Origin of the sequence: Candidatus Microthrix subdominans (assembly GCA_016719385.1) — a bacterium.
Taxonomy (GTDB): Bacteria; Actinomycetota; Acidimicrobiia; order Acidimicrobiales; family Microtrichaceae; genus Microthrix; species Microthrix subdominans.
In genome coordinates, this window is the sequence record JADJZA010000003.1 from 51,918 (window position 1) to 71,070 (window position 19,153).

The window sequence follows — 19,153 nt, forward strand, 5'->3', positions numbered from 1 at the left end:
CGTGTCTATCACCAACGAGGACCGCTACAATCTGCAGGAACGAGCCAACGAGCTGTTGGGAAAGAAGGAGGGCACGACCTTGATGGAACTGCTCCCACCGGTCGGTTGGGCCGATGTTGCAACCAAGAACGACCTCGACGTCCAGACCGCCTTGCTCGATGCCAAGCTCTCGCTGCTCCGCTCCGACCTCGACACCCAGCTCTCCGGGCTTCGGTCGGACCTCGAGCGCAAGACCTCCGGGCTTCGTTCTGACCTCGAGCACAAGACGTCCGGGCTTCGGTCTGATTTTCAAGCGGAACTGGAGTCAGGACTCCGTCGGCTCGAGAGCAGGATGTTCACAGCGTTCCTGACAATGATCGGTGTGCTGGCCACGATGGCGGCGCTCCTGGTCGCCGTCCTTCTGCAGGCCTAGAACGCAACACCGCTTGGTCGCAGCGACAGGCGTCGGCAGCTTGTCTCTGGGGTTATGGGCGCGGAGTACTGACAAGCGCGACCGCCCGGTGGGCGTTGCCATGGGTCAGCCGCTCGACCGGAACCGTTGCGGCCAGATCACACACGGCGTCCAGCGCCGCCTGCCCGGCCCGGGCCAAATTGAGCGTGTTGGCCAGCAACTCGACCACGGCCTCGTGGGGTTCCAACCGCTGCAACGTCGCCTCGGCACCCTCCTCGTAGGTGGGCAGCACCACCCTGTTCACCGGTCCGACGTCACCGTCAAGACGAACGACATCAGCGTTGATTTCGGCCGGGTCGAGATCGCCGCCGTCGCTCTCGGGCAGGTTGAGCACCGCCCGGCTGGACGCATCGATCGCCAGCCGCTTGGGGTAGCCCACCGCCATCCCGGATCCGGGCCGCACGCCGATCGCCTCATCGCCCAGGTAGTCCCAGCCGGCGGCCACAAAAGCGCCGGTCAGCGTCGACTTGCCGTTGCCCGACGGTGCGGGCAGCAGCACCAGCTGTCCATCCGGCGAGCGCACGGCCCCGGCGTGGAACGCAGCGCAACTGTGGGTCCACACTGCGTACTCGTTGACCACCGACGTCAGCTGGCGCAGGCACGCCTCCCGGCTGGGAAAGCGCCACTCGTAATCGGTGACGAGCACCAGCTCGCCCTCGGGGGTCTCGTGGACATCGAAGAACATGGTCGGCTTCTCGGCGTCGGTCCCCGTGCCGAGGAACGTGTCGAGGGCCTCCAGCACCTCGGTCTGCGGGCCCCGCAGCGCAATGTTGTGATCGATCACCGGGTGGACTCTGCCGGTCACCGCTCCCCCGGTCACCGCGCCGTCGGCCGCCTCCTCGGTCGAACCGGCCGGCGGCTTCGGAGCGTCGAATGGCTCGTCCCGGCCGATGAGCCCCAGCTCGGTGAGCATGGCCAGCCCTGCGGACACGTCGGCGGCGACGTTTGCCCGGTCGATGCCGGCATCCTCAGCCCAGGCGGTGACCGCAGCATCGACGTCGCCCTCGCCGTCGCAGGCGGCCAGCAGCGTGCCGGCGGTGGCGTTGAGCTGGTGGGCGGTTTCGGTGATCAGGTCGTAGGCGATCGCCCGCTCGCCCATCGGTGACAACAGCACGCCGGGGGAACGCTCGGGAAAGGGAGGCACCCGTTCGAGGTTAGTTGTCCTCTGGGCGGGCCCCGGAAGGCGGCCGCACACGAGGCACCACAACCGCCGTCATCACCAGGAGCGAAGCGGTGAGGCCCATCGCCGACAGCATCACCGCCACCACCACGCTCTGGCGCATGATCACCCGCGACAACGGCAGCGCGATCAGCACCTGCGCGACGACGACCACCGCCCAGCCGGCCCTCGACAGCGTGGCGCGACGAAATCCGTCGACGAGCGGCGCGGCCACCACGACCCCGATGGCGCTGACCGTGGCCAGCGCCGTGCCCCATCCCGCGGAGCCCACCCACACCGGGCCGAGGACGGCCACCCCCAGCGCGACGGTGCCCGCCGGACCAACCGGGCGGCGCGTGACGGCCAACGCCAGCGCCAACGGGGCGAGCACGGCACCCGCCGCCAGGGCAGGCTCGGTATCGGGGACCGAGGCCCACACACCGACCAGGCTGACGACAGCCAGCGGCGCCGCCCACTCCTCCAGCGGATGCGGCCGGGTGGGGTCGTCCGACCAGGCCACCACCAGCGCAGCGGCCACCAGCCACGGCCACCGTCGAGGGTCGTTCCAAGCACCGAGGACGGCTCCGGTCAGCCCGGCCAGCGCCACCAGGCGACGCTGCACGAACGACGGGGCAAACCGGGTTGTGGCGGCAAGCAACAGCCCCGCCCCCACCGCCCACGCCGCCAGCACCAGGTGATAGCGCTCGACCACGTCTCAGCGGCCCAGCCACAGGTTTTCGGCGACGCTGAACAGCACGACGACCGCGACGAAGCTCACCACGCACACCAGCACGTACAGCCCCGCGGTCTTCAGCCTGCGAAGCCCGCTCGACAACCACGGCGGCGTCGTCCGCCTCGCTTCCCGACCGCCGGGTGCATCTTCTCCAACCGGCATGGATCGGACCCTACTCCGGCAGCCGCGTACCCTCTCCGGGGTGACGCGCATCTTCTTGTCGGCCCCCGACGTTCGCCAGCCCGAAAAAGACCTGCTGATGGCGGCAGTCGACTCGGGATGGGCGGCACCCGCCGGGCCCGACCTGGCCGCATTCGAAACCGAGATCGCCGCGGTCACCGGCGTCGATCACGCAGTGGCACTCTCCAGCGGCACCGCTGCGCTGCACCTGGCGTTGCACGCCCTGGGGGTCGGCCCCGGCGACGAGGTCATCGTGTCGACGTTCACGTTCGCCGCCTCGGCCAACGCGGTATCCTACGTGGGCGCCACGCCCGTGTTCGTCGACTCCTCGGCCGACGACTGGAACCTCGACCCCGAACTGCTCGAGCGGGCGCTGGCGGAGCGGGCTGCGGTTGGCCGGCTGCCGGCCGCCGTGATCTCGGTCGACCTGTACGGCCAGCCCGCCGACTACCGACGGATCGAACCGATCTGCGAGCGCTACGGCGTGCCGCTCATCGAGGACGCCGCCGAGGCGCTCGGCTCGTCACTCGCCGGGCGGCCGGGTGGATCGTTCGGCAGGGTGGCCGCGCTGTCGTTCAACGGCAACAAGCTGATCACCACGTCCGGCGGCGGCATGCTGGTCGGCGCCGACGAGGCGCTGATCGAACGGGCGAGGTTTTTGTCCACGCAGGCCAAGGAGCCCGCCCCCACTACGAGCATCACGAGATCGGTTTCAACTACCGGCTGTCCAACCTGCTGGCCGCGTTCGGCCGAGGTCAGCTGTCCACTTTGGACGAGCGGATCGCCCGGCGACGCTGGTACTTCGACCGCTACGTCGAAGTACTGGGCGACGTCGATGGGGTGACCTTCCAGCCCGAGATCGACGAGGGGTTCTGCAACCGCTGGCTGACCTGCGCGCTGATCGACCCTGCGCTGGCGGGCTTCAGCTCCGCCGACCTGCGCGAGCACCTGGACGGCGATGACATCGAGTCCCGCCCCACCTGGAAGCCGATGCACCAGCAGCGCTCGTTTGCCGGCGTTCCGACCGTGCTCAACGGCACGTCCGACCGGCTGTTCGACCACGGCATCTGCCTGCCCAGCGGCAGCGGCATGACCGACGGCGACTTCGACCGGGTGCTCACCTCGATCGGCGTGTTCCTCAACCGCGCCTGAACTATCTCGGGAAACCAAACTTTTGCGATAATCCGTTGACGGTCGAACGCCTGTTCGGTACCATGGTGTGTAGGTCATCGCAGGACCGGTCAATCTCGTCGGGTGGGGAGACGCACGGGATACGCAGGCCGCGATGATTGAGGTGTTGTCCAAGCGGACGCTTGGGGCGGCGCCGTCCACGTACGAAGAGCGACTCTCGTTGTGGGGTTGCTGGCTCCTTTGGGGGAGGTGAACATCCATGGTCGAAACGACGGTGACCAACGGCGCGGGAGGCACGGCGGCACAAGGCTCCGCACGCACGGCGAAACGTGCCGGAGGAGACGTTGGGGCACGAGACGCTGGGACACGAGACGCCGGGGCACGAGACGCCGGGGCACGAGACGCTGGGACACGAGACGCTGGGACACGAGACGCTGGCTGTCTGTGTGGGGGCCTCACGGTCGACTCGGGCGTGTCGGAGTTGGACGTCGGGGCGTTGAAGGCCGAGATCGCTGCGCTCTCCAGGGTGGACGCGTTGGTGGTTGCCCGCCGTTCGGCGGTGGTTACCGAGTTGGCTCGTCGTGACGGGGATGTGGCCGAGCAGCTGCGCAGATCCGGCAACATGTCGTCTCGCCAGGCTCGTAAGGCGGCGAAGACCGCCCAGGGTTTGGCACACTTGCCAAAGACCCGCGAGGCGTTGGAACGCGGCGAGATCGGTGCCGGGCAGGCCGAGGCGTTGGCGTCTCGGATGGACAAGCCCGAACAGGCCCGCAACGTCCGAAACAACGAGGACTCACTGTTGGAGAAGGCCAAGTCCCAAGACGTCGACGAGTTCGCTCGCACCATGCGCCAGGAAGACATTGCCGGGTCACCCGATCACGGCAACACCCACGCCCAACGCCAGCGGCAGGCCCGGAAGGCGTCGACGTGGATCGACGGCGACACCGGCATGCATCTGCTGTTTGCCGAGTTCGATCCGATCACCGGCGCCCGCATCTCCACCCAACTGGCCACGATGGTCGACCAACTGTGGCGGGCCGAACACCTACCCGGCGCCGCCCGCCGCAACAAACGGGCGGTCGCCCAACGACGCGCCGATGCCCTCGAAGCGCTCATCTGCCGCAACACCACCAAGAACGCCGGCACCACGACCGGCACCACCGACGCCCGGAGCAACGGTGACGTCCGGTGCGACGGCACCAGCAACGGCACCAGCAACGGCACCAGCACCGGCAACGGGACCAGCACGCCCGGCGGTGCGACGTCGACGCCCGAGGAACACCCTGCTCCGGCCGACGCGCCCGCCGGTCAGCCGAGCTTCGACTTCGGTCCCACCGGCGACACCGGTCCCACCGGCGACACAGCTGGTCCCACTCCCCAACCCACCAAGCACGATGATCCCGGCCCGGCACCAGTAGTGCCGGCGCCCAACCCGACCCAACTGATGGTCATCGCCAACTACGACGCGCTCCGTCAGGCTCTCGCCGGGGGATCGCTGCCCGACGGCACCCCGCTGTCCGCCGAAGCGGTCGCCAAGCTGGCCTGCGACGCCGAACTCCTCCCCGCCATCTTCGACACGAACGCCCAACCGCTCTGGCTGGGCCGCACACAACGCCTCGCCACCCCCGCCCAACGAGCCGCCGTCACCGCCCGCGACCGCGGCTGCATCGGCTGCGCCACCGCCGCCGAATGGTGCCAAGTCCACCACATCACCTGGTGGTCTCAACACGGCACCACCGATCTCGACAACCTCTGCTTGTTGTGCTCCAAACACCACCACCTCGTCCACGAACACAACCTGAAGATCGTCCCAACCCCAAATGGACCCAAAATCCACACCGGAGGAACTCACCCGCCACCGCAGCGCTCAGCAACCGACCCCAGACCAACGCACATCGCTGCCTAAGGACAGGTCAACCCGCTGACGATCACCGAAGACGACCGCCACCATCTACACCAACAGCTCGCAGGAGCGCTGGATCAACGAGGGGCCACCACGATGATGGAACTGCTCCCACCGGTGGGATGGGCCGACGTCGCCCCAAACGCGACCTCGACCAGCTCGAGGAACGCATGGACCTGCGGATTGACAAGGTCGAGCACAGCATGAACCTCCGCTTCGACAAGGTAACGGAAAGCATAGATCTGCGCTTCGACGCAACCGTCTCGAGTTTCCATGCCGACCTTGCGGAGTCGGGTCGTCGGATGCAGGGCGTGTTCCTCACGGCAATCGTCGCTGCCACCAGCCTTCTCGCTGCGCTCTCGGTGTTCGGGCCCAAGTGACCCGCAGTCTCCGAAGCGATCAAGTTCCTCAGACGTTGACGCAGTATCGGCGACGTTGACCAGCCCCATGCTACGTGACACAATTGTGTCATGGCGACTGAATCGGTGCGATCCGTGCGCAACAACTTCTCCGATGTCATCGGACGGGTGCAGCAGCATCACGAACGGGTGACCATCACCAAAAACGGTGAGCCCGCAGCCGTACTCATCAGCCCCGAGGACCTCGATTCGATGGAGGAAACGCTCACCATCCTGTCGGAGCCCGGTGCCCGGGCCGAGCTGGCGGAAGCCGAGCAGTCGATCCTCGATGGTGATGTCGTCGCTGGCGCCGACGCCATCGCTGCCCTCCGTCAAAGGTGACCGAGGGTAGCTACAACGTCGTGCTTTCGCGTCCCGCGGCACGAGCGCTCGAAGAACGGCTTCCTGAGGCGGTTGCAGTTGCGGCGATCGACTTCATCAACGGTCCGCTGTCCGACAATCCGCAACGAGTTGGAGGCCCGCTGCATGGCGAGCTCGAAGGCTGTCGAAGCGCCAGACGAGGCACCTACCGAATCGTGTACCGCATCGATGAGACGAAACATGCGGTGTTCGTTCTGCGGATCGCCCATCGCCGGGACGTGTACTCGACGTAGAGCCCCCACTCATGCTTTCGGCGTGCGGCCCCACCGGATCAGCGCAACTGCGGCCTGATAACACCGATGAGTGACGCCAGGGCGTCCCGGCGGCGCAGCGATCTGTCCTCCAGATGGGCCTTGGATGGCCAGGCGAGGGCGGTGAGGTAGGCCGCACGATCACGAAGCGACATCTCCCGGGCCACGTCCAGCTTGGCCCGACCCAGGCTGGAGCCCTCCCGCCGATGCCGCTCAACCATCACGACCTCGTCGGGGTCCAACCGGTAACCGGCCCGCCACTCCGTCCACGCCGGAACCTTGACGCCGAGTCGCTCGGCGACCAGGTCGACCGCCATCGCCAGCACGGCGCCGCCGCGCCACAGCGCCGCCTCGGGGGCGACCACCTCCGGGGCGAGGCCGCCGTTGGCCAGGTAACCGGCCAGGTCGCGCAGGTTCATCAGCGCCGGCTGGGGCGACCCCAACAGCAGGTGATACGCCGAGTGCAGCAGGCGGTGGGTCGGGCTGAGCGCTCCGAAGCTCACCCCGCCGATCTCGAAATGATCCGGGTGGGCGAAGAGCCGTTCGAGGGGGATGCGATGCCCGAAGACTCCGTCGGCCGGCGTGCGATGCAGGTCGAACTCGACTCCGTCGGGAAGGGTGGGGGTGACCGACTTGGCGAACCGCCGGTCGAAGCCCCTGCGCCGCTCCGCCCACGGCAGCGTGCCTCCCATCGCCGTGAGGACCGCGACCGCCCGGTCGATGTCCCGCGCCGCCACCAGCAGGTCCACGTCGGCGAACGTACGCACCGACGGGTCGAGCGCATCGAGATGGGCGATCGCCGGGCCCTTGATCACCAAGTGCTCGATGCCGCCGGCCGCATCGAAGGCGTCGCGCACCTCCAGCAGCCGGACCTCCAGCTGAATGCACCACAGCAGGGCACCGTGCTGGCGCTCCACCAAGTCGGCCTCGAGCTCCGGCGACAACTCGACATCGCCGGACGCAGCGGCGGCCAGCAGCGGCCCAATCAGCCGGGTCTGTTGCAGCCGACCGGCAAAACCCGCCTGGTCGCTGTCCGGGGGGAGTTCGATGCCCGGCGCCCCGGGCAGGCCCCAGCCGGCGATGGCTCGAAGCGCGGCCTCGGTGGCATCGACCGGCGCGGTCACGTGAGGCCCGCCGGGGCGACGGCCTGCTCGACCGCCTCGATCAGCTGCGCGTCGACCAACGAATCGACTGCGGCCTGCACCTCGGCCACCCGTATCTCGCCCAGCTCGGGCCAGAGCTCACCGATTCGCTCGGTCAGCTCGTCGGCCGAGGCCGCCTCATCGAGCACCAGCCAGACGAAGAGGGCCGACCCCTCGATGCCCACCGTGTCCCGCCCCGACGCACCGACCCACGCCCGGCCGTGCAGGGCACGAAACACCATGCCGTGAACACGCTGGTAGCGAAGAGGGGGGGCTGACACTCAACGGATCATATTCACTTGGGGATCATGTTGAACTCGTCGGGGTTCGGTCCGTTCCGCTGGTCCCGGTCGAGGCCCGTGATCCGGGCCATCTCGTCGTCGGTCAAGTCGACGTCGAAGATGTCGAAGTTCTCCGCCACCCGGCTGGGCGTCACCGACTTGGGGAAGATGATGTCGCCCCGCTGGATGTGCCAGCGCAGCGTCACCTGGGCGGCGGTCTTGTGGTGGGCCTTCCCGATCTCGATCAGCGTGTCGTCGTCGAGCACCTTGCCCTGGGCGATCGGCGACCAGGCCTCGGTGGCGATGCCGCGCTCGGCGTTGGCGGCGCGCACGTCGTCCTGGACGAAGTACGGATGCACCTCGATCTGGTTGACCGACGGCGCCGTGTCGGTCTCGTCCGCCAGCCGCCTCAGGTGAGCGGGCTGGAAGTTGGACACGCCGATCGAGCGGCAGCGGCCGGTCGCCTTGATCTCCTCCATCGCCCGCCACGTCTCGACAAAGTCGCCGACGTCGGGCATCGGCCAATGGATGAGGAACAGATCGAGCGCGTCGACGCCGAGGTCGTTGATCGTGGTTTCGAACGACGCCAGCGCGTCGTCGCGGCCGTGGTGGGAGTTGTTGAGCTTGCTGGTGACGAACACCTCGGAGCTGTCCCCGCCGAAGTGCCGCAGCGCCTCCCCCACCTGGGCCTCGTTGCCGTACATCTGAGCGGTATCGATGTGGCGATACCCGGCGCGCAGCGCCGTCAGCGTGACGTCGACGGTGTCGGCCGGGTCGATCTGGAACACCCCGAAGCCCAGCTGAGGAATCTGCACCCCGTCGTTGAGGGTGATGTTGGGGACCGTGCTCATCAGAGGGGTTTCCTTTGCGGGTCGGGGGCCAGCGTCTGTACCCGACGCAGTGACCTCCCAAACGGTGCCGGCGCAGCGCACGGAGCGAGATCGCCGACCGGGTCACCTCCCACCGTTGGCCGGTTCAGGTCGCCGACCTACCCAGCTTCCAGTAGCCCCGAACCGTTGCCTGGGATCGGGTGAGCCCACGCCCGTCGAACAGGTGGGTGCGGATGCGCTGCATCGCCGCCGCCTCGCCGGCCACCCACACCACCGCCGGCATCGCGCCAAGGCTCTCGATCGCCTCGACCATCGCCGTCCCTGGAGCCGCCCCCTCCGGAAGGTCGAGCCAGCGGAGCGTCGTCGCCGGACCGGCGTGCAGTTCCAATCGGACGGCGGGGTCGCTGACCTCGATCAGCACCGTGACGGGCAGGGTTGGGGGCATCGCCTCGAGGAGCTGATCGATGGCGGGGATAGCGGTCTCGTCCCCGGCGAGCAGGTACGAAGAAACGCCGGTCTGAATCTCGTAGCCCCGGCCGGGCCCCGAGACCGCCACCTCGTCCCCGGGCGTGGCCGATGCCGCCCAGCCGGAGGCCGCGCCCTCGCCGTGGGCGACGACGTCGATGGTCAGCTCGCCCGCCTCGGGATCGTGGCGGCGAGGCGTAAACGTGCGGATCGGGGCCCGCGACCCGTCCGACAGCTCGAACTGGTTGCCCGTCCACGTGGGCAGCTCCAACCGGCCGTCAGCCTGCGGCAACAGCAGACGCACCGACGCCGCCGGCTCGTCGATCGCCAGCCCATCGAGCTCGGGCCCGGCGAGGACGACGCGCGTCATGCGAGGGGTCAGCGGCGCGATCCGATCGACGGCGACCAGCCGGAACTGCGGCGGCTCCCGACGCAGTGGCGCTTTCGGGTCGGATTGGCGGGCACTCACGGCGCAACTCTGTCAGAGACGGCGACCTGGAACGCAGCACCCGGCCGGTATGATCTGCAACAACGGGCCAACGAAGTCTTGGGAAGGAAGGAGGGCACCACCTTGATGGAGCTGCTTCCCCCGGTTGGATGGGCAGACGTCGCTACCAAGCGCGATATCGATGCGCTCGACCTCAATTTCCGCCGGATCGACGACCAGTTCAAGCGCGTTGACGAACGGTTCAAGCACATCGATGAGCAGTTCAAGCGCGTCGACGGACGATTTGACCGGCTTGAGTCACAGATCGATGAGCGAATCGACGCTCGATTCGACGCGTTCAACGCCAGCGTGCAGACCGACCTTCGCAGGATGCAGGCGGTGCTGTTGGGCACGATGACAACGCTCGCCGTCGCGATCACCGGCATCATCTCCATCGCTACCTGAACTCGAGCACCTGAAACACGGCGACGAGGAGGCCCTGACCCCTCACCCGCGGAAGTTGGGCGACCGCTTCTCGCGGTGGGACGCCAACCCCTCTCGCGCGTCGGGACCGCCAAACCCGTAGAACTCGGCGTACAACGATGCATCGAAAGCGGGGCCGGCCGACCGGTAATGGTGGTTGAGCGTGTGCTTGGTGAACGCGATCGCCTCGGCGGACCCGGCGGCGAGGTCGACGGCGATGCTCATCGCCTCGTCTTGCACGGCGTCGTCGTCGACGCACAGCGACACCAGCCCGATGCGTTCGGCCTCCTCGCCGCTGAGCGGACGGTTGGTCAGCAGGTAGTACTTGGCCTTCGCCATGCCGCACAGCAGCGGCCAAGCAACCGCCGCATGGTCGCCGGCCGCCACGCCGAGCCGGGTGTGCCCATCGATGATCTTGGCGGACCGGCCCACCACCGACACGTCGGCGAGCAACGCCGCCACCAGCCCCGCACCAACCGCGGGGCCATGGATGGCCGACACGACCGGCTTGGAGCAGTCGATGATGCCCCACACCAGGTCTCGGGCCTCGGTCAGCACCCGGCTGCGCACCTCCCGGTCCGACATGATCGAGTCGAGCAACTCGAAGCTGCCGCCCGCCGAGAACCCCTTGCCCGCGCCGCGGATCAGCGCCACCCGCGTGTCGGGATCACGGTCGATCACCCGCCACACGTCGGCCAGGCTGCGGTGGGCGTCGGCGTCCACGGCGTTGAGGCCGGGCGCATCCAACGTGAGCCGCAGCACCCCGTCGGAAGGTCGGTCCACGCCGAAGCCGCTGAAGTTGCCGTAACGATCGTCGTCGGTGGTCACAGTCCGAGTCTCGCGCCGGGGCCGGCCTCGCCGTCACAGGCCGGGCGTATCATTCAAGGCGTTGCGGCGACCCTGCGAGGCACCGCCCGGTCGCAGGCTCCGGAGGCCTTGCCCAACGTCCGACGACCATGGGGGCAGACCGATGTCCATCACCAACGAGGATCGCTACAATCTGCAGCAACGATCCAACGAACTGCTGGGCAAGAAGGAGGGCGCAACCTTGATGGAACTGCTCCCACCGGTCGGCTGGGCGGACGTCGCCACCAAGACGGACCTCGAAGCTCAGACAGCCCTGCTTCGGTCTGAGTTTCGGGCCGACCTCGAGTCAAGCCTTCGTCAGCTCGAGAGCAAAATGTTCACCGCATTCCTCACCGTCATCGGCGTGTTGGCCACCATGGCGGGGCTCCTCGTAGCCGTGCTGCTGCGCTCATAGCCCTCGAACGGGCGCGTGGCGGGGCCACGGACGGGCCTGTTCGAGGATGCGGGCCAGGCGCAACGGCACCGCGTCCCGGTGGCGCCCGGCGATGATCTGGAGGCCCACCGGCAAGCCGTCGGCGGTCAGGCCAGCCGGCACCGAGATGGCCGGGTTCCAACACAGGTTGGCCGGCATCGTGTAGGGCGTCGCCATGCCCATGGCCACCTCCCGCCCGTCGATCACGGTCGGCGGCGGTCCCTTGTCGGCGAACGCCGGCACCGCCGTCGTCGGGCACAGCACCACGTCCACCTCGTCGAACAGGGCTGCCATGTGGGCCTGGAGTTGCTCGCGCAGCCGAAGGATCTCGGCGTAGCGCGCCATCCCCAGCTTCTCGGTCGCCTCGAGGCCGCGTCGCACGAAGGGCGTCAGCTCGTCGGCCAGCTGGGGCCACATGCCCGGCTCCAGGCTGAGCCACAGGTCGGCGGCCCCGGCCTGGAACCACAGGCGGACCGGATCGCCCAGATCGACCTCGCCGTCATCGAGGATCAACCCGGCGTGCTCGGCCAGCTCCTCGGTCACCGCCTGGCACAGGGCCGCCACCTCGGGATCGGTCACCCCGAACCCCAGGTCGGGCGACCAGCGGGCACGCAACCCGCCGGTGGCCAGCGAGTCGATCAGCTCGGCGTAGCGGAGCTCGGTGGCGGGGAGCGAGAGGCGGTCGCGGTCGTCGGGCCCGGCCACCGCGTCCAGGTGGCGCGCCGACTCGGCGACCGTGGTGGTGAGCAACCCCACCACGGCGGTCTGCGAGCCGCTGGGCCCCTCGAGCGGGATGCGCCCGTGGCTGGGTTTCATCCCGACCAGCCCGCTGAACGAGGCGGGAATGCGGGTGGACCCGCCGCCGTCCGATGCGGTCGACACCGGCACCAACCCGGCCGCCACCGCAGCGGCCGAACCGCCGCTCGACCCACCCGGCGTGCGGCCCTCGCCCCACGGGCTGGTCGTCACCCCGAAGGCCAAGGTGCGGGTGAAGCTGAGCGTCCCGAACTCCGGCGCCGCCGTCTTGCCCACCGGCACCCCACCGGCGGCGCGCAGGCGGGCGACGTGGATCGAGTCCTCGGCCACCGGCCCACGGTCGGCGTACACGACCGAGCCATGCGTGGTGGGCATGCCGGCGCAGTTCTCCAAGTCCTTCACGCCGAACGGCACGCCGGCGAACGGCCCGGGGTCCTCCCCGTTGGCCACCAGATCGTCGACGCGATCGGCGGCCCGCGTGGCCGCATCGGCATCGACGTGAACGAAGGCGTTGAGCGCGCTGTTACCTGCGTCGATGCGGGCCAGGCAGTCCTCGACCACCTCGCGGGCGGACCGCTCGCCCGACCGGACGGTATCGGCGATCTCGATGGCCGTTGGCCGTGTTTCCCCCATGAGCGCTCCCCCGTCGATCGTGCGCCACAGCCTGCCAGACCGCGACGGCCGTTCCCACCGCTCAGAGGTAACGGTCCCCCGGTTGGCGGGTTCGCATCACCTCGGCCGGCGAGCCCCACGCCACCACGCGGTCGGGCAGGCTGCGGGTGAGCACGGCGCCCGCTCCCAACACCGAGTCGTCCCCGATCGTCAGGCCATGACGAACGATCGCCCCCATCGCCACCGCGGCCGCCCGGCCGATGCTCACCGTGCCGCCGGTGAGCGCACCCGGGCCCAGGCTGGACCCGGCGGCCATCGTGGCGTCGTGGTCCAGATTGGCCTGAGCTCCGAGCAGGGCGTGGACGTCGATGGCCGCCTGTGGACCGATCGACGCCCCCGCCAGCACGACCGCACCATCGCCGATCCGGGCCGACGCTGCCACCGACGCCGTCGGGTGAACGACCGCGACAAACGCCAGGCCAGGAACCGTGCGGGCGAGCCGCTCGGCGACGACCAGCCGGGTGTGGTTGTCGCCGACACCGATGACCACGCCGTCGATCCGGCCCTCGCTCCACCAGGGGGCGACCGCATCGGTGCCACCGACGACAGGAACGCCCAGCACGGTGCTGGTCGATGCACCACCCGCCGACCCGGCTGCGCCGTCATCGACGACGGCGACCACCTCGAGGGTCGAACCCGCCTGGGCCGCATCGACGACGCAGGATGCGTGGCCCGAACCCCCGACGATCATCACCCGACGCACCCACCAACCGTAGAACACGTCGTGAGGGTGAGGCCCCACGTCCAAAAATGTCCCACGCCATCCGTACGCTGATCTCCCAGCCCAGCGATGCGGCCCAATCGCCCGCTCACGAGTCCGACCAGGAGGACCGATGAGCATCACCAATGAGGACCGCTACGATCTACAGGCGAAAGCCAACCACGTTGTGGGACGGAAGGAGGGCACCACGCTGATGGAACTGCTCCCTCCAGTGGGCTGGGCCGACGTCGCCACGAAACGTGACCTCGACCAGCTTGAAGCACGCCTGATCGCCCAGTTCGAACGACGCTTCGTCGGCATCGACCATCGATTTGTGGGCATCGACCAGCGATTTGTGGGCATCGACCAACGGTTCGAACGCGTCGACCAACAATTTGAACGCGTCGACGATCGATTCGATCGGGTCGACCAACAATTTGAACGCGTCAACGACCGATTCGATCGGGTCGACCAGACGCTGACGACGGCGCTGGCGGAACAGACAGCGGCCTTCCAGACCGAGCTGCGCAAGATGTACGGCGTACTGTTGAGTGCCATGGTGGCGTTGGCCACGCTGGTCGCGGCGATCGTGGCCCTCAGCAGCTGACAGCACCGTCCGAGCGAACGAGCGGCGTCTGCGTCCACAATGGGGACATGAACCGCAGCGACCTCCTCGACCAATTCGATCTCACCGGCCGCACCGCCATCGTCACCGGCGGCAGCCGGGGCATCGGCCGGGCGATCGCAGGCGGATTTGCCGCGCTCGGCGCCAACGTGGTGATCGCCAGCCGCAAGGGCGACGCCTGCAGCGCCGCCGCCGAGGAGATCAACGCCGCAGGGGGCTCGGCGGTCGGCGTGGCCGCTCACCTGGGCCACCTCGAGGACGGCCCGGTCGTCGTCGAGGCCGCCGTCGAGGCGTTTGGCGGCATCGACATCGTCGTCAACAACGCCGCCAACGCACTGGCCCAACCGCTGGGTGACATCACGCCCGAGGCATGGGAGAAGTCGTTCTCGACCAACCTGCGGGGCCCGGTGTTCCTCGTCCAGGAGGCGCTCCCCCACCTGCGGGCATCCGCCCACCCGGCGATCATCAACATGGTCACCGCCGGCATCTACACCGGAGGCGGCTGGATGTCGATGTACCTGGCCGCCAAGTCGGCGATGGCGTTCTTCACCCGCTCGATGGCGATGGAGCTCGCCGGCGACAACATCCGCGTCAACGCCATCGCCCCGGGCACGGTGGCCACCGACATGGTGCGCAACAACCCCGACGAGGTGCAGCAGGCGATGGTGGACGCCCAGCTGATCAAACGCATGGCCGATCCCGACGAGATGGTGCCGGCGGCGGCGTTTCTGGCCTCGGACGCCTCGTCGTTCATGACCGGCCAGGTGATGGTGCTCGACGGCGGCATGACCAACCACTGACCGCCAGGGCACCCAGATCCCCGATCAGCGACGTCGCCACGCCGAGCCGGGCCGAACCCTCCATCGGGACGGCGGGCTGGGTCACACTGGTGGCCATGAACAGCGAGAGCTCCACGTCGGTCGACGCCAGCCGTCCCGCATTCGGCTACCAGGCGGCGCTCGACACCGTCCGCGACTGGGCCGAGCGGCTGGCGGTCGCCGCCGAATCGGCGCCGCTCGACACCCCGGTGCCCAGCTGTCCCGGGTGGGACCTGGGCAAGCTGGTGCGCCACACCGGCCGGGTGCACCGCTACGTCGCCGCCCTGGTCGCCCAGCGGGCGACCGAAGCACCGGCCCGGGACCTCGTCGACTTCGGGTGCCCCGCCGACGACGGCGAGCCGTCGGCGTGGATCGCCTGGTACCGCAGCGGGGCCGAACAGCTCCTGGCCGTGTTCGACGACACCACACCCGACACGCCGATGTGGTCCTGGGGAGACGATCAACACGCCACCTTCTGGGCCCGCCGGATGGCCCACGAGACCGTGATCCACGCGGTCGACGCCCACCTGGCGGTCGGGACGGAAACGGCCATCGACCCCACGGTCGCCGTCGACGGCCTGGACGAACTGCTCGAGATCCGGCGCACCTCCCCGACCTTTACCCAACTCGAGGAGCCGTTCGCCGGCGCCGGCACCGTGCACCTGCACGCCACCGACGACTCGCTGGCCCCGGGCCACGGCGAATGGATGATCACCTTCGGGCCCCACGGGTACGACTCGAGCCACGGCCACGGCAAGGGCGACGTGGCGGTCAAGGCGTCCGCAGCCACGCTGGAACTGCTTACCCTGGGACGCGCAAGCGCCGAGACCGCAGAGCACCACGGCGCTCAGATCTTTGGCGACCGGGACGTCCTCGACCGGTGGCTGGCGGGGATGACGTTCACGTGATCGCCACCCGGAACGCCCCGCGGTGAACACGAGCGGGGACGTCGAACAGCCACCGGGGACCAGGCCCGGCCCGCAACCGGGGCGTTCGAGCATCGAGCCCCTTCCCACCGTCGGATCGCCGGCGCTGGCCCGCCGCCGACGGATGCGACACCGCCTCGTGGCGCTCGGCGCCTGGGTGGTGCTCATCGTCGCCGCCCAGGTGGCGATCCAGCGAAGCGGCAAGGGAACGGTCGAGGCGCTCTCCGACGCGGTCGAGGTGGCCCGCGGCGCCTGGTGGGCGCTGCCCGCCTACCTCGCCGCCTACGCCGCCCGCTCGCTGGTGATGTTCCCCGCCGTGCTGCTCACCGTGGCCGCCGGGGTGCTCTTCGGCGCCTGGCTGGGCGTGCCCATCGCCCTGCTCGGCGCGGTGATCTCGGCCGCCATCAGCTACGAGATCGCACGCACGATCGGTCCCACCGAGGCCACCCTCAACCGTCCCACCGTGAGCCCCTGGACCCGCCGGATCCAACACGCCGGGTTCGTCACCGTCCTGTCGATGCGCCTGGTGATGTTGCCCTTCGATCCGGTCAACCTGCTGGCCGGAGGGCTGCGCATCCCCCGCCGTGCGTTTCTGGCGGGAACGGCGCTGGGCCTCATCCCCGGGTTGACGGCGTTCGTGCTCGCCGGGGCGTCGGTCGGCCGTGTCGACGCCGGCCTGGGCGACCTCAGCGTGCCCCTGTTGGTCGCCGCCGTCACGATGTACGCCTTCAGCGTGGCGCTGGCCATCGTGCTCGCACGCCGCCAGGCACCTCCGGCGAAAGGCCGGGCGGCCGAAGCCGGGCGGTAGTCTCCACCCCGATGATGCCCAGTGACGAACGCCGTTCATCGGCGAGCGAACCGATCAGGTTCAACCGGCCCTCGCTGATGGGCCGAGAGCTGGCGCTGGTGGCCGAAGCGATGGACGGTGGATGGACCGCAGCGGCCGGCCCCTTCAGCCGACGGGCCGAGGCCGCCCTGTCCGACGCCCACGACGGGGCAACCGTGTTGTTGACCACGTCGTGCACCGCGGCGCTCGAGCTGGCCGCCGCCACGCTCGACCTGGGCCCCGGCGACGTCGTCGCCGTCCCCAGCTTCACGTTTCCCACCACCGCCTCCGCCTTCGCCCGCAACGGTGCGGCCCTGCGCTTCATCGACGTCGATCCTGACACGCTCGGCATGGACCCAGTCCATCTCGCCGACCAGATCGACGAGCGGGTGAAGGCGGTGGTGCCCGTGCACTACGCCGGGCGGGCCGCCTCGATCGAGGCGGTGTGCGACGCGGCGTCGACCGTGGGCGCAACCGTGATCGAGGACAACGCCCACGGCCTGTTCGGCACCCACAACGGTCGCCCCCTGGGCACCACCGGCGCCATGTCGACGCTGAGCTTCCACGAGACCAAAAACTTCATCTGCGGCGAGGGGGGCGCTCTGGTGATCAACCGGCCCGCCGACGTCGACCGGGCAGAGATCCTGTTGCACAAGGGCACCGATCGGCGCCGCTTCGACCGGGGCCAGGTCGACAAGTACACCTGGCAGCTCACCGGGTCGTCGTTCGGGCTCAGCGACGTGCTGGCCGCCTACCTCACCGGCCAGCTCGAAGCCCGCGACGAGATCCTCGGCCGGCGCTCGGCGCTCTGGCACCGCTACCGAGACGCCCTGTCGACGGTGGCCGACCGCCTGGGCATCACCCTGCCCGTCGTGCCCGAAGGCGACACCTCGGCCTGGCACATGTTCCACCTGCTGATCGACGGGGAGCATCGACGCAACCGGGTGCTCGCCCGCCTCCACGCCGACGGCATCGGCGCCACCTTCCACTACCAGCCGCTGCACTCCAGCCCGGCCGGGCGCCGCCTGGCCGACCGCACGGCCCACTGCCCGGTCACCGACCGCGTCGCCGACCAGCTGCTGCGCCTGCCGTTCCACAACCGGCTGGCCCCCGCCCAGGCCGACCGGGTGCTCGACTCGCTCACCCGGGCGCTGGAGGAGGTGTGACCGACGCTGCGGTGGAGCTGCCACGCCAGGCCGTCGAGTTCACGTACTCGGTGGTGATCCCGGTGTTCAACAGCGAGGAGCTGGTCGGCGGCGTCGTCGAGGGGCTGCTCGACACGTTCGCCGGCGCCGGGCTGCAACTCGAGGTGATCTGCGTCAACGACGGATCGGTCGATCGCAGCTGGGACGTGATCGCCGGGCTGGCCGAGGCCCACCCCAACGTGGTGGCGGTGGACCTGCTGCGCAACTACGGCCAGCACAACGCCAACCTGGCCGGGCTGCGCGAGGCGACCGGCGACTACCTGATCACGATGGACGACGACGGCCAGAACCCGCCCGGCGAGACGCTGCGGCTGATCGCCGCCATCGTCGAACGCGACGACGACGTCGTGTTTGGGCGCTTCGACTCGAAGAAGGCCAGCGGGCTCCGCCGCGTCGGCTCGGCGATGATCGGGCAGGTCAACCGGCGGGTGTTCGGCCAACCCGACGACCTGGTGGTCTCCAACTTCCGCATCATGACCGCCGCCGTCGTCGACCGCATCTCCGTCGCCCAGACCTCGTTCCCCTACATCACCGGCCAGGCCCTGCTCGCCTCGCGACGGCGCTCCAACGTCACCGTGGAGCACCGGGCGCGCTCGGTGGGCGGATCCAACTACACGATCGGACGCATCCTCAGCCTGGTGATGCGCATCCTGTTCAGCTATTCGCCGGCTCCGCTCCGACTGGCGTCCATGGCCGGCCTGTTCACGTCGTTTGTCGCCTTCGCGCTGGGCACCGGGGTGATCCTGCACAAGCTGATCTCGGGCACCAACGTGCCCGGTTGGGCGTCGATGATGGTCGCCATGGCGTTCACCAACGGCATGACCGTGCTGATCGTCTCGATGATCGGCGAGTACACGGTGCGGGTGCTCCAGCAGGTGTCGAGCGCCCCGACCTACGCGATCAGCCGAACGCTCGGGCGAACGTGACGACCCGTCCGTCTCCGCCGCACCGCCCGGGCGCGGTCTAGTGGGCGCCGATGCACCCAGGCCCCTGATCATCCCCGGCGGTCAGCGATGCGGCTCCACCTGGTTGGCCAGCTACCTCGACTCCCACCCCCGGGTGAGCCTGGCCCGGCCCCGCCGTCCCGAACCCAAGGTGTTCCTCGACCCAAACGCCGACGCCGGCACCTGG

22 protein-coding genes and 2 pseudogenes are annotated in these 19,153 nt (G+C 69.2%); 14 read left to right on the top strand and 10 right to left on the bottom strand.

Translation table 11 applies throughout. The annotated features are described in order from the left end of the window. The first annotated feature begins 1 nt into the window (after nucleotide 1). Entirely contained in the window at nucleotides 2-412 is a 411-nt protein-coding gene (locus IPN02_06940; GenBank protein MBK9296573.1) for a hypothetical protein, read from the top strand. Between the two features lie 52 nt (nucleotides 413-464). On the opposite strand, the gene IPN02_06945 is transcribed toward IPN02_06940, so the two are convergent. The 3 genes from IPN02_06945 to IPN02_06955 are packed head-to-tail and all read right to left on the bottom strand — an operon-like array spanning nucleotide 465 to nucleotide 2,505. Continuing rightward, nucleotides 465-1,595 (bottom strand): PqqD family peptide modification chaperone, encoded by a 1,131-nt coding sequence (locus IPN02_06945; GenBank protein MBK9296574.1) that lies wholly within the window; start codon nucleotides 1,593-1,595, stop codon nucleotides 465-467. A gap of 10 nt (nucleotides 1,596-1,605) precedes the next feature. After that, nucleotides 1,606-2,322 (bottom strand): hypothetical protein, encoded by a 717-nt coding sequence (locus IPN02_06950; protein ID MBK9296575.1) that lies wholly within the window; start codon nucleotides 2,320-2,322, stop codon nucleotides 1,606-1,608. Between the two features lie 3 nt (nucleotides 2,323-2,325). Next, the gene (locus IPN02_06955; protein ID MBK9296576.1) at nucleotides 2,326-2,505 is read right to left on the bottom strand and encodes a hypothetical protein; all 180 of its coding nucleotides are present in this window, start codon (nucleotides 2,503-2,505) and stop codon (nucleotides 2,326-2,328) included. On the opposite strand from IPN02_06955, the pseudogene IPN02_06960 reads away from it, so the two are divergent. From IPN02_06960 to IPN02_06980, 5 genes and pseudogenes are all read left to right on the top strand, one after another. Next, nucleotides 2,504-3,675, top strand: a pseudogene (locus tag IPN02_06960) (aminotransferase class I/II-fold pyridoxal phosphate-dependent enzyme). The gene IPN02_06955 and the pseudogene IPN02_06960 overlap by 2 nt on opposite strands. Nucleotides 3,676-4,126: 451 nt before the next feature. Continuing rightward, nucleotides 4,127-5,560, top strand: coding sequence for a DUF222 domain-containing protein (locus tag IPN02_06965; protein MBK9296577.1), 1,434 nt, complete (start codon nucleotides 4,127-4,129; stop codon nucleotides 5,558-5,560). Between the two features lie 96 nt (nucleotides 5,561-5,656). Beyond that, nucleotides 5,657-5,937 (top strand): annotated as a pseudogene (locus tag IPN02_06970) (hypothetical protein). A gap of 90 nt (nucleotides 5,938-6,027) precedes the next feature. Further along, entirely contained in the window at nucleotides 6,028-6,297 is a 270-nt protein-coding gene (locus IPN02_06975) for a type II toxin-antitoxin system Phd/YefM family antitoxin (protein MBK9296578.1), read from the top strand. Continuing rightward, nucleotides 6,294-6,569 (top strand): type II toxin-antitoxin system RelE/ParE family toxin, encoded by a 276-nt coding sequence (locus IPN02_06980; GenBank protein ID MBK9296579.1) that lies wholly within the window; start codon nucleotides 6,294-6,296, stop codon nucleotides 6,567-6,569. The genes IPN02_06975 and IPN02_06980 overlap by 4 nt, the downstream gene beginning before the upstream one ends. A 38-nt stretch (nucleotides 6,570-6,607) precedes the next feature. On the opposite strand, the gene IPN02_06985 is transcribed toward IPN02_06980, so the two are convergent. The 4 genes from IPN02_06985 to IPN02_07000 form a co-directional block, all read right to left on the bottom strand. Beyond that, nucleotides 6,608-7,711: a nucleotidyltransferase family protein gene (locus tag IPN02_06985; GenBank protein ID MBK9296580.1), complete on the bottom strand. Its 1,104-nt coding sequence runs from the start codon at nucleotides 7,709-7,711 to the stop codon at nucleotides 6,608-6,610. Further along, a complete protein-coding gene (locus IPN02_06990; GenBank protein MBK9296581.1) occupies nucleotides 7,708-8,010 on the bottom strand; it encodes a hypothetical protein in 303 nt (100 codons plus the stop codon). The genes IPN02_06985 and IPN02_06990 overlap by 4 nt, the downstream gene beginning before the upstream one ends. Before the next feature lie 14 nt (nucleotides 8,011-8,024). Beyond that, the gene (locus IPN02_06995) at nucleotides 8,025-8,861 is read right to left on the bottom strand and encodes an aldo/keto reductase (GenBank protein MBK9296582.1); all 837 of its coding nucleotides are present in this window, start codon (nucleotides 8,859-8,861) and stop codon (nucleotides 8,025-8,027) included. Between the two features lie 124 nt (nucleotides 8,862-8,985). Next, complete coding sequence (locus IPN02_07000; GenBank protein ID MBK9296583.1) at nucleotides 8,986-9,774, bottom strand: siderophore-interacting protein; 789 nt, start codon at nucleotides 9,772-9,774, stop codon at nucleotides 8,986-8,988. On the opposite strand from IPN02_07000, the gene IPN02_07005 reads away from it, so the two are divergent. Then, nucleotides 9,760-10,197 (top strand): hypothetical protein, encoded by a 438-nt coding sequence (locus IPN02_07005; protein MBK9296584.1) that lies wholly within the window; start codon nucleotides 9,760-9,762, stop codon nucleotides 10,195-10,197. The genes IPN02_07000 and IPN02_07005 overlap by 15 nt on opposite strands. A 42-nt stretch (nucleotides 10,198-10,239) precedes the next feature. Here the strand turns inward: IPN02_07005 and IPN02_07010 are convergent, their stop codons facing one another. After that, on the bottom strand, nucleotides 10,240-11,043 hold the full coding sequence (locus IPN02_07010; GenBank protein MBK9296585.1) for an enoyl-CoA hydratase/isomerase family protein: 804 nt from the start codon (nucleotides 11,041-11,043) through the stop codon (nucleotides 10,240-10,242). Nucleotides 11,044-11,266: 223 nt separating this feature from the next. Between IPN02_07010 and IPN02_07015 the strand changes: the two genes are divergently transcribed. Further along, entirely contained in the window at nucleotides 11,267-11,476 is a 210-nt protein-coding gene (locus IPN02_07015; protein ID MBK9296586.1) for a hypothetical protein, read from the top strand. Here IPN02_07015 and IPN02_07020 read toward each other — a convergent pair. Then, a complete protein-coding gene (locus IPN02_07020) occupies nucleotides 11,471-12,883 on the bottom strand; it encodes an amidase (protein MBK9296587.1) in 1,413 nt (470 codons plus the stop codon). The two genes, IPN02_07015 and IPN02_07020, sit on opposite strands and share 6 nt — an antisense overlap. A 61-nt stretch (nucleotides 12,884-12,944) precedes the next feature. Then, nucleotides 12,945-13,643 carry an acetyltransferase gene (locus tag IPN02_07025; protein ID MBK9296588.1) on the bottom strand — a complete coding sequence of 233 codons (699 nt, stop codon included), beginning with the start codon at nucleotides 13,641-13,643 and terminating at the stop codon, nucleotides 12,945-12,947. Between the two features lie 112 nt (nucleotides 13,644-13,755). Between IPN02_07025 and IPN02_07030 the strand changes: the two genes are divergently transcribed. The 6 genes from IPN02_07030 to IPN02_07055 all read left to right on the top strand — a co-directional run bounded on the left by IPN02_07030 (nucleotide 13,756) and on the right by IPN02_07055 (nucleotide 18,948). After that, on the top strand, nucleotides 13,756-14,229 hold the full coding sequence (locus IPN02_07030; GenBank protein ID MBK9296589.1) for a hypothetical protein: 474 nt from the start codon (nucleotides 13,756-13,758) through the stop codon (nucleotides 14,227-14,229). A 47-nt stretch (nucleotides 14,230-14,276) separates the two neighbouring features. Further along, nucleotides 14,277-15,047, top strand: coding sequence for a glucose 1-dehydrogenase (locus IPN02_07035; protein ID MBK9296590.1), 771 nt, complete (start codon nucleotides 14,277-14,279; stop codon nucleotides 15,045-15,047). Between the two features lie 95 nt (nucleotides 15,048-15,142). Then, complete coding sequence (locus IPN02_07040; GenBank protein MBK9296591.1) at nucleotides 15,143-15,973, top strand: maleylpyruvate isomerase family mycothiol-dependent enzyme; 831 nt, start codon at nucleotides 15,143-15,145, stop codon at nucleotides 15,971-15,973. 142 nt (nucleotides 15,974-16,115) lie between these two features. Continuing rightward, nucleotides 16,116-16,799: a VTT domain-containing protein gene (locus IPN02_07045; GenBank protein ID MBK9296592.1), complete on the top strand. Its 684-nt coding sequence runs from the start codon at nucleotides 16,116-16,118 to the stop codon at nucleotides 16,797-16,799. A gap of 11 nt (nucleotides 16,800-16,810) precedes the next feature. Further along, entirely contained in the window at nucleotides 16,811-17,983 is a 1,173-nt protein-coding gene (gene rffA / locus IPN02_07050) for a dTDP-4-amino-4,6-dideoxygalactose transaminase (protein MBK9296593.1), read from the top strand. Continuing rightward, on the top strand, nucleotides 17,980-18,948 hold the full coding sequence (locus IPN02_07055; protein MBK9296594.1) for a glycosyltransferase family 2 protein: 969 nt from the start codon (nucleotides 17,980-17,982) through the stop codon (nucleotides 18,946-18,948). The genes rffA and IPN02_07055 overlap by 4 nt, the downstream gene beginning before the upstream one ends. The last annotated feature ends 205 nt before the right edge of the window (nucleotides 18,949-19,153 follow it).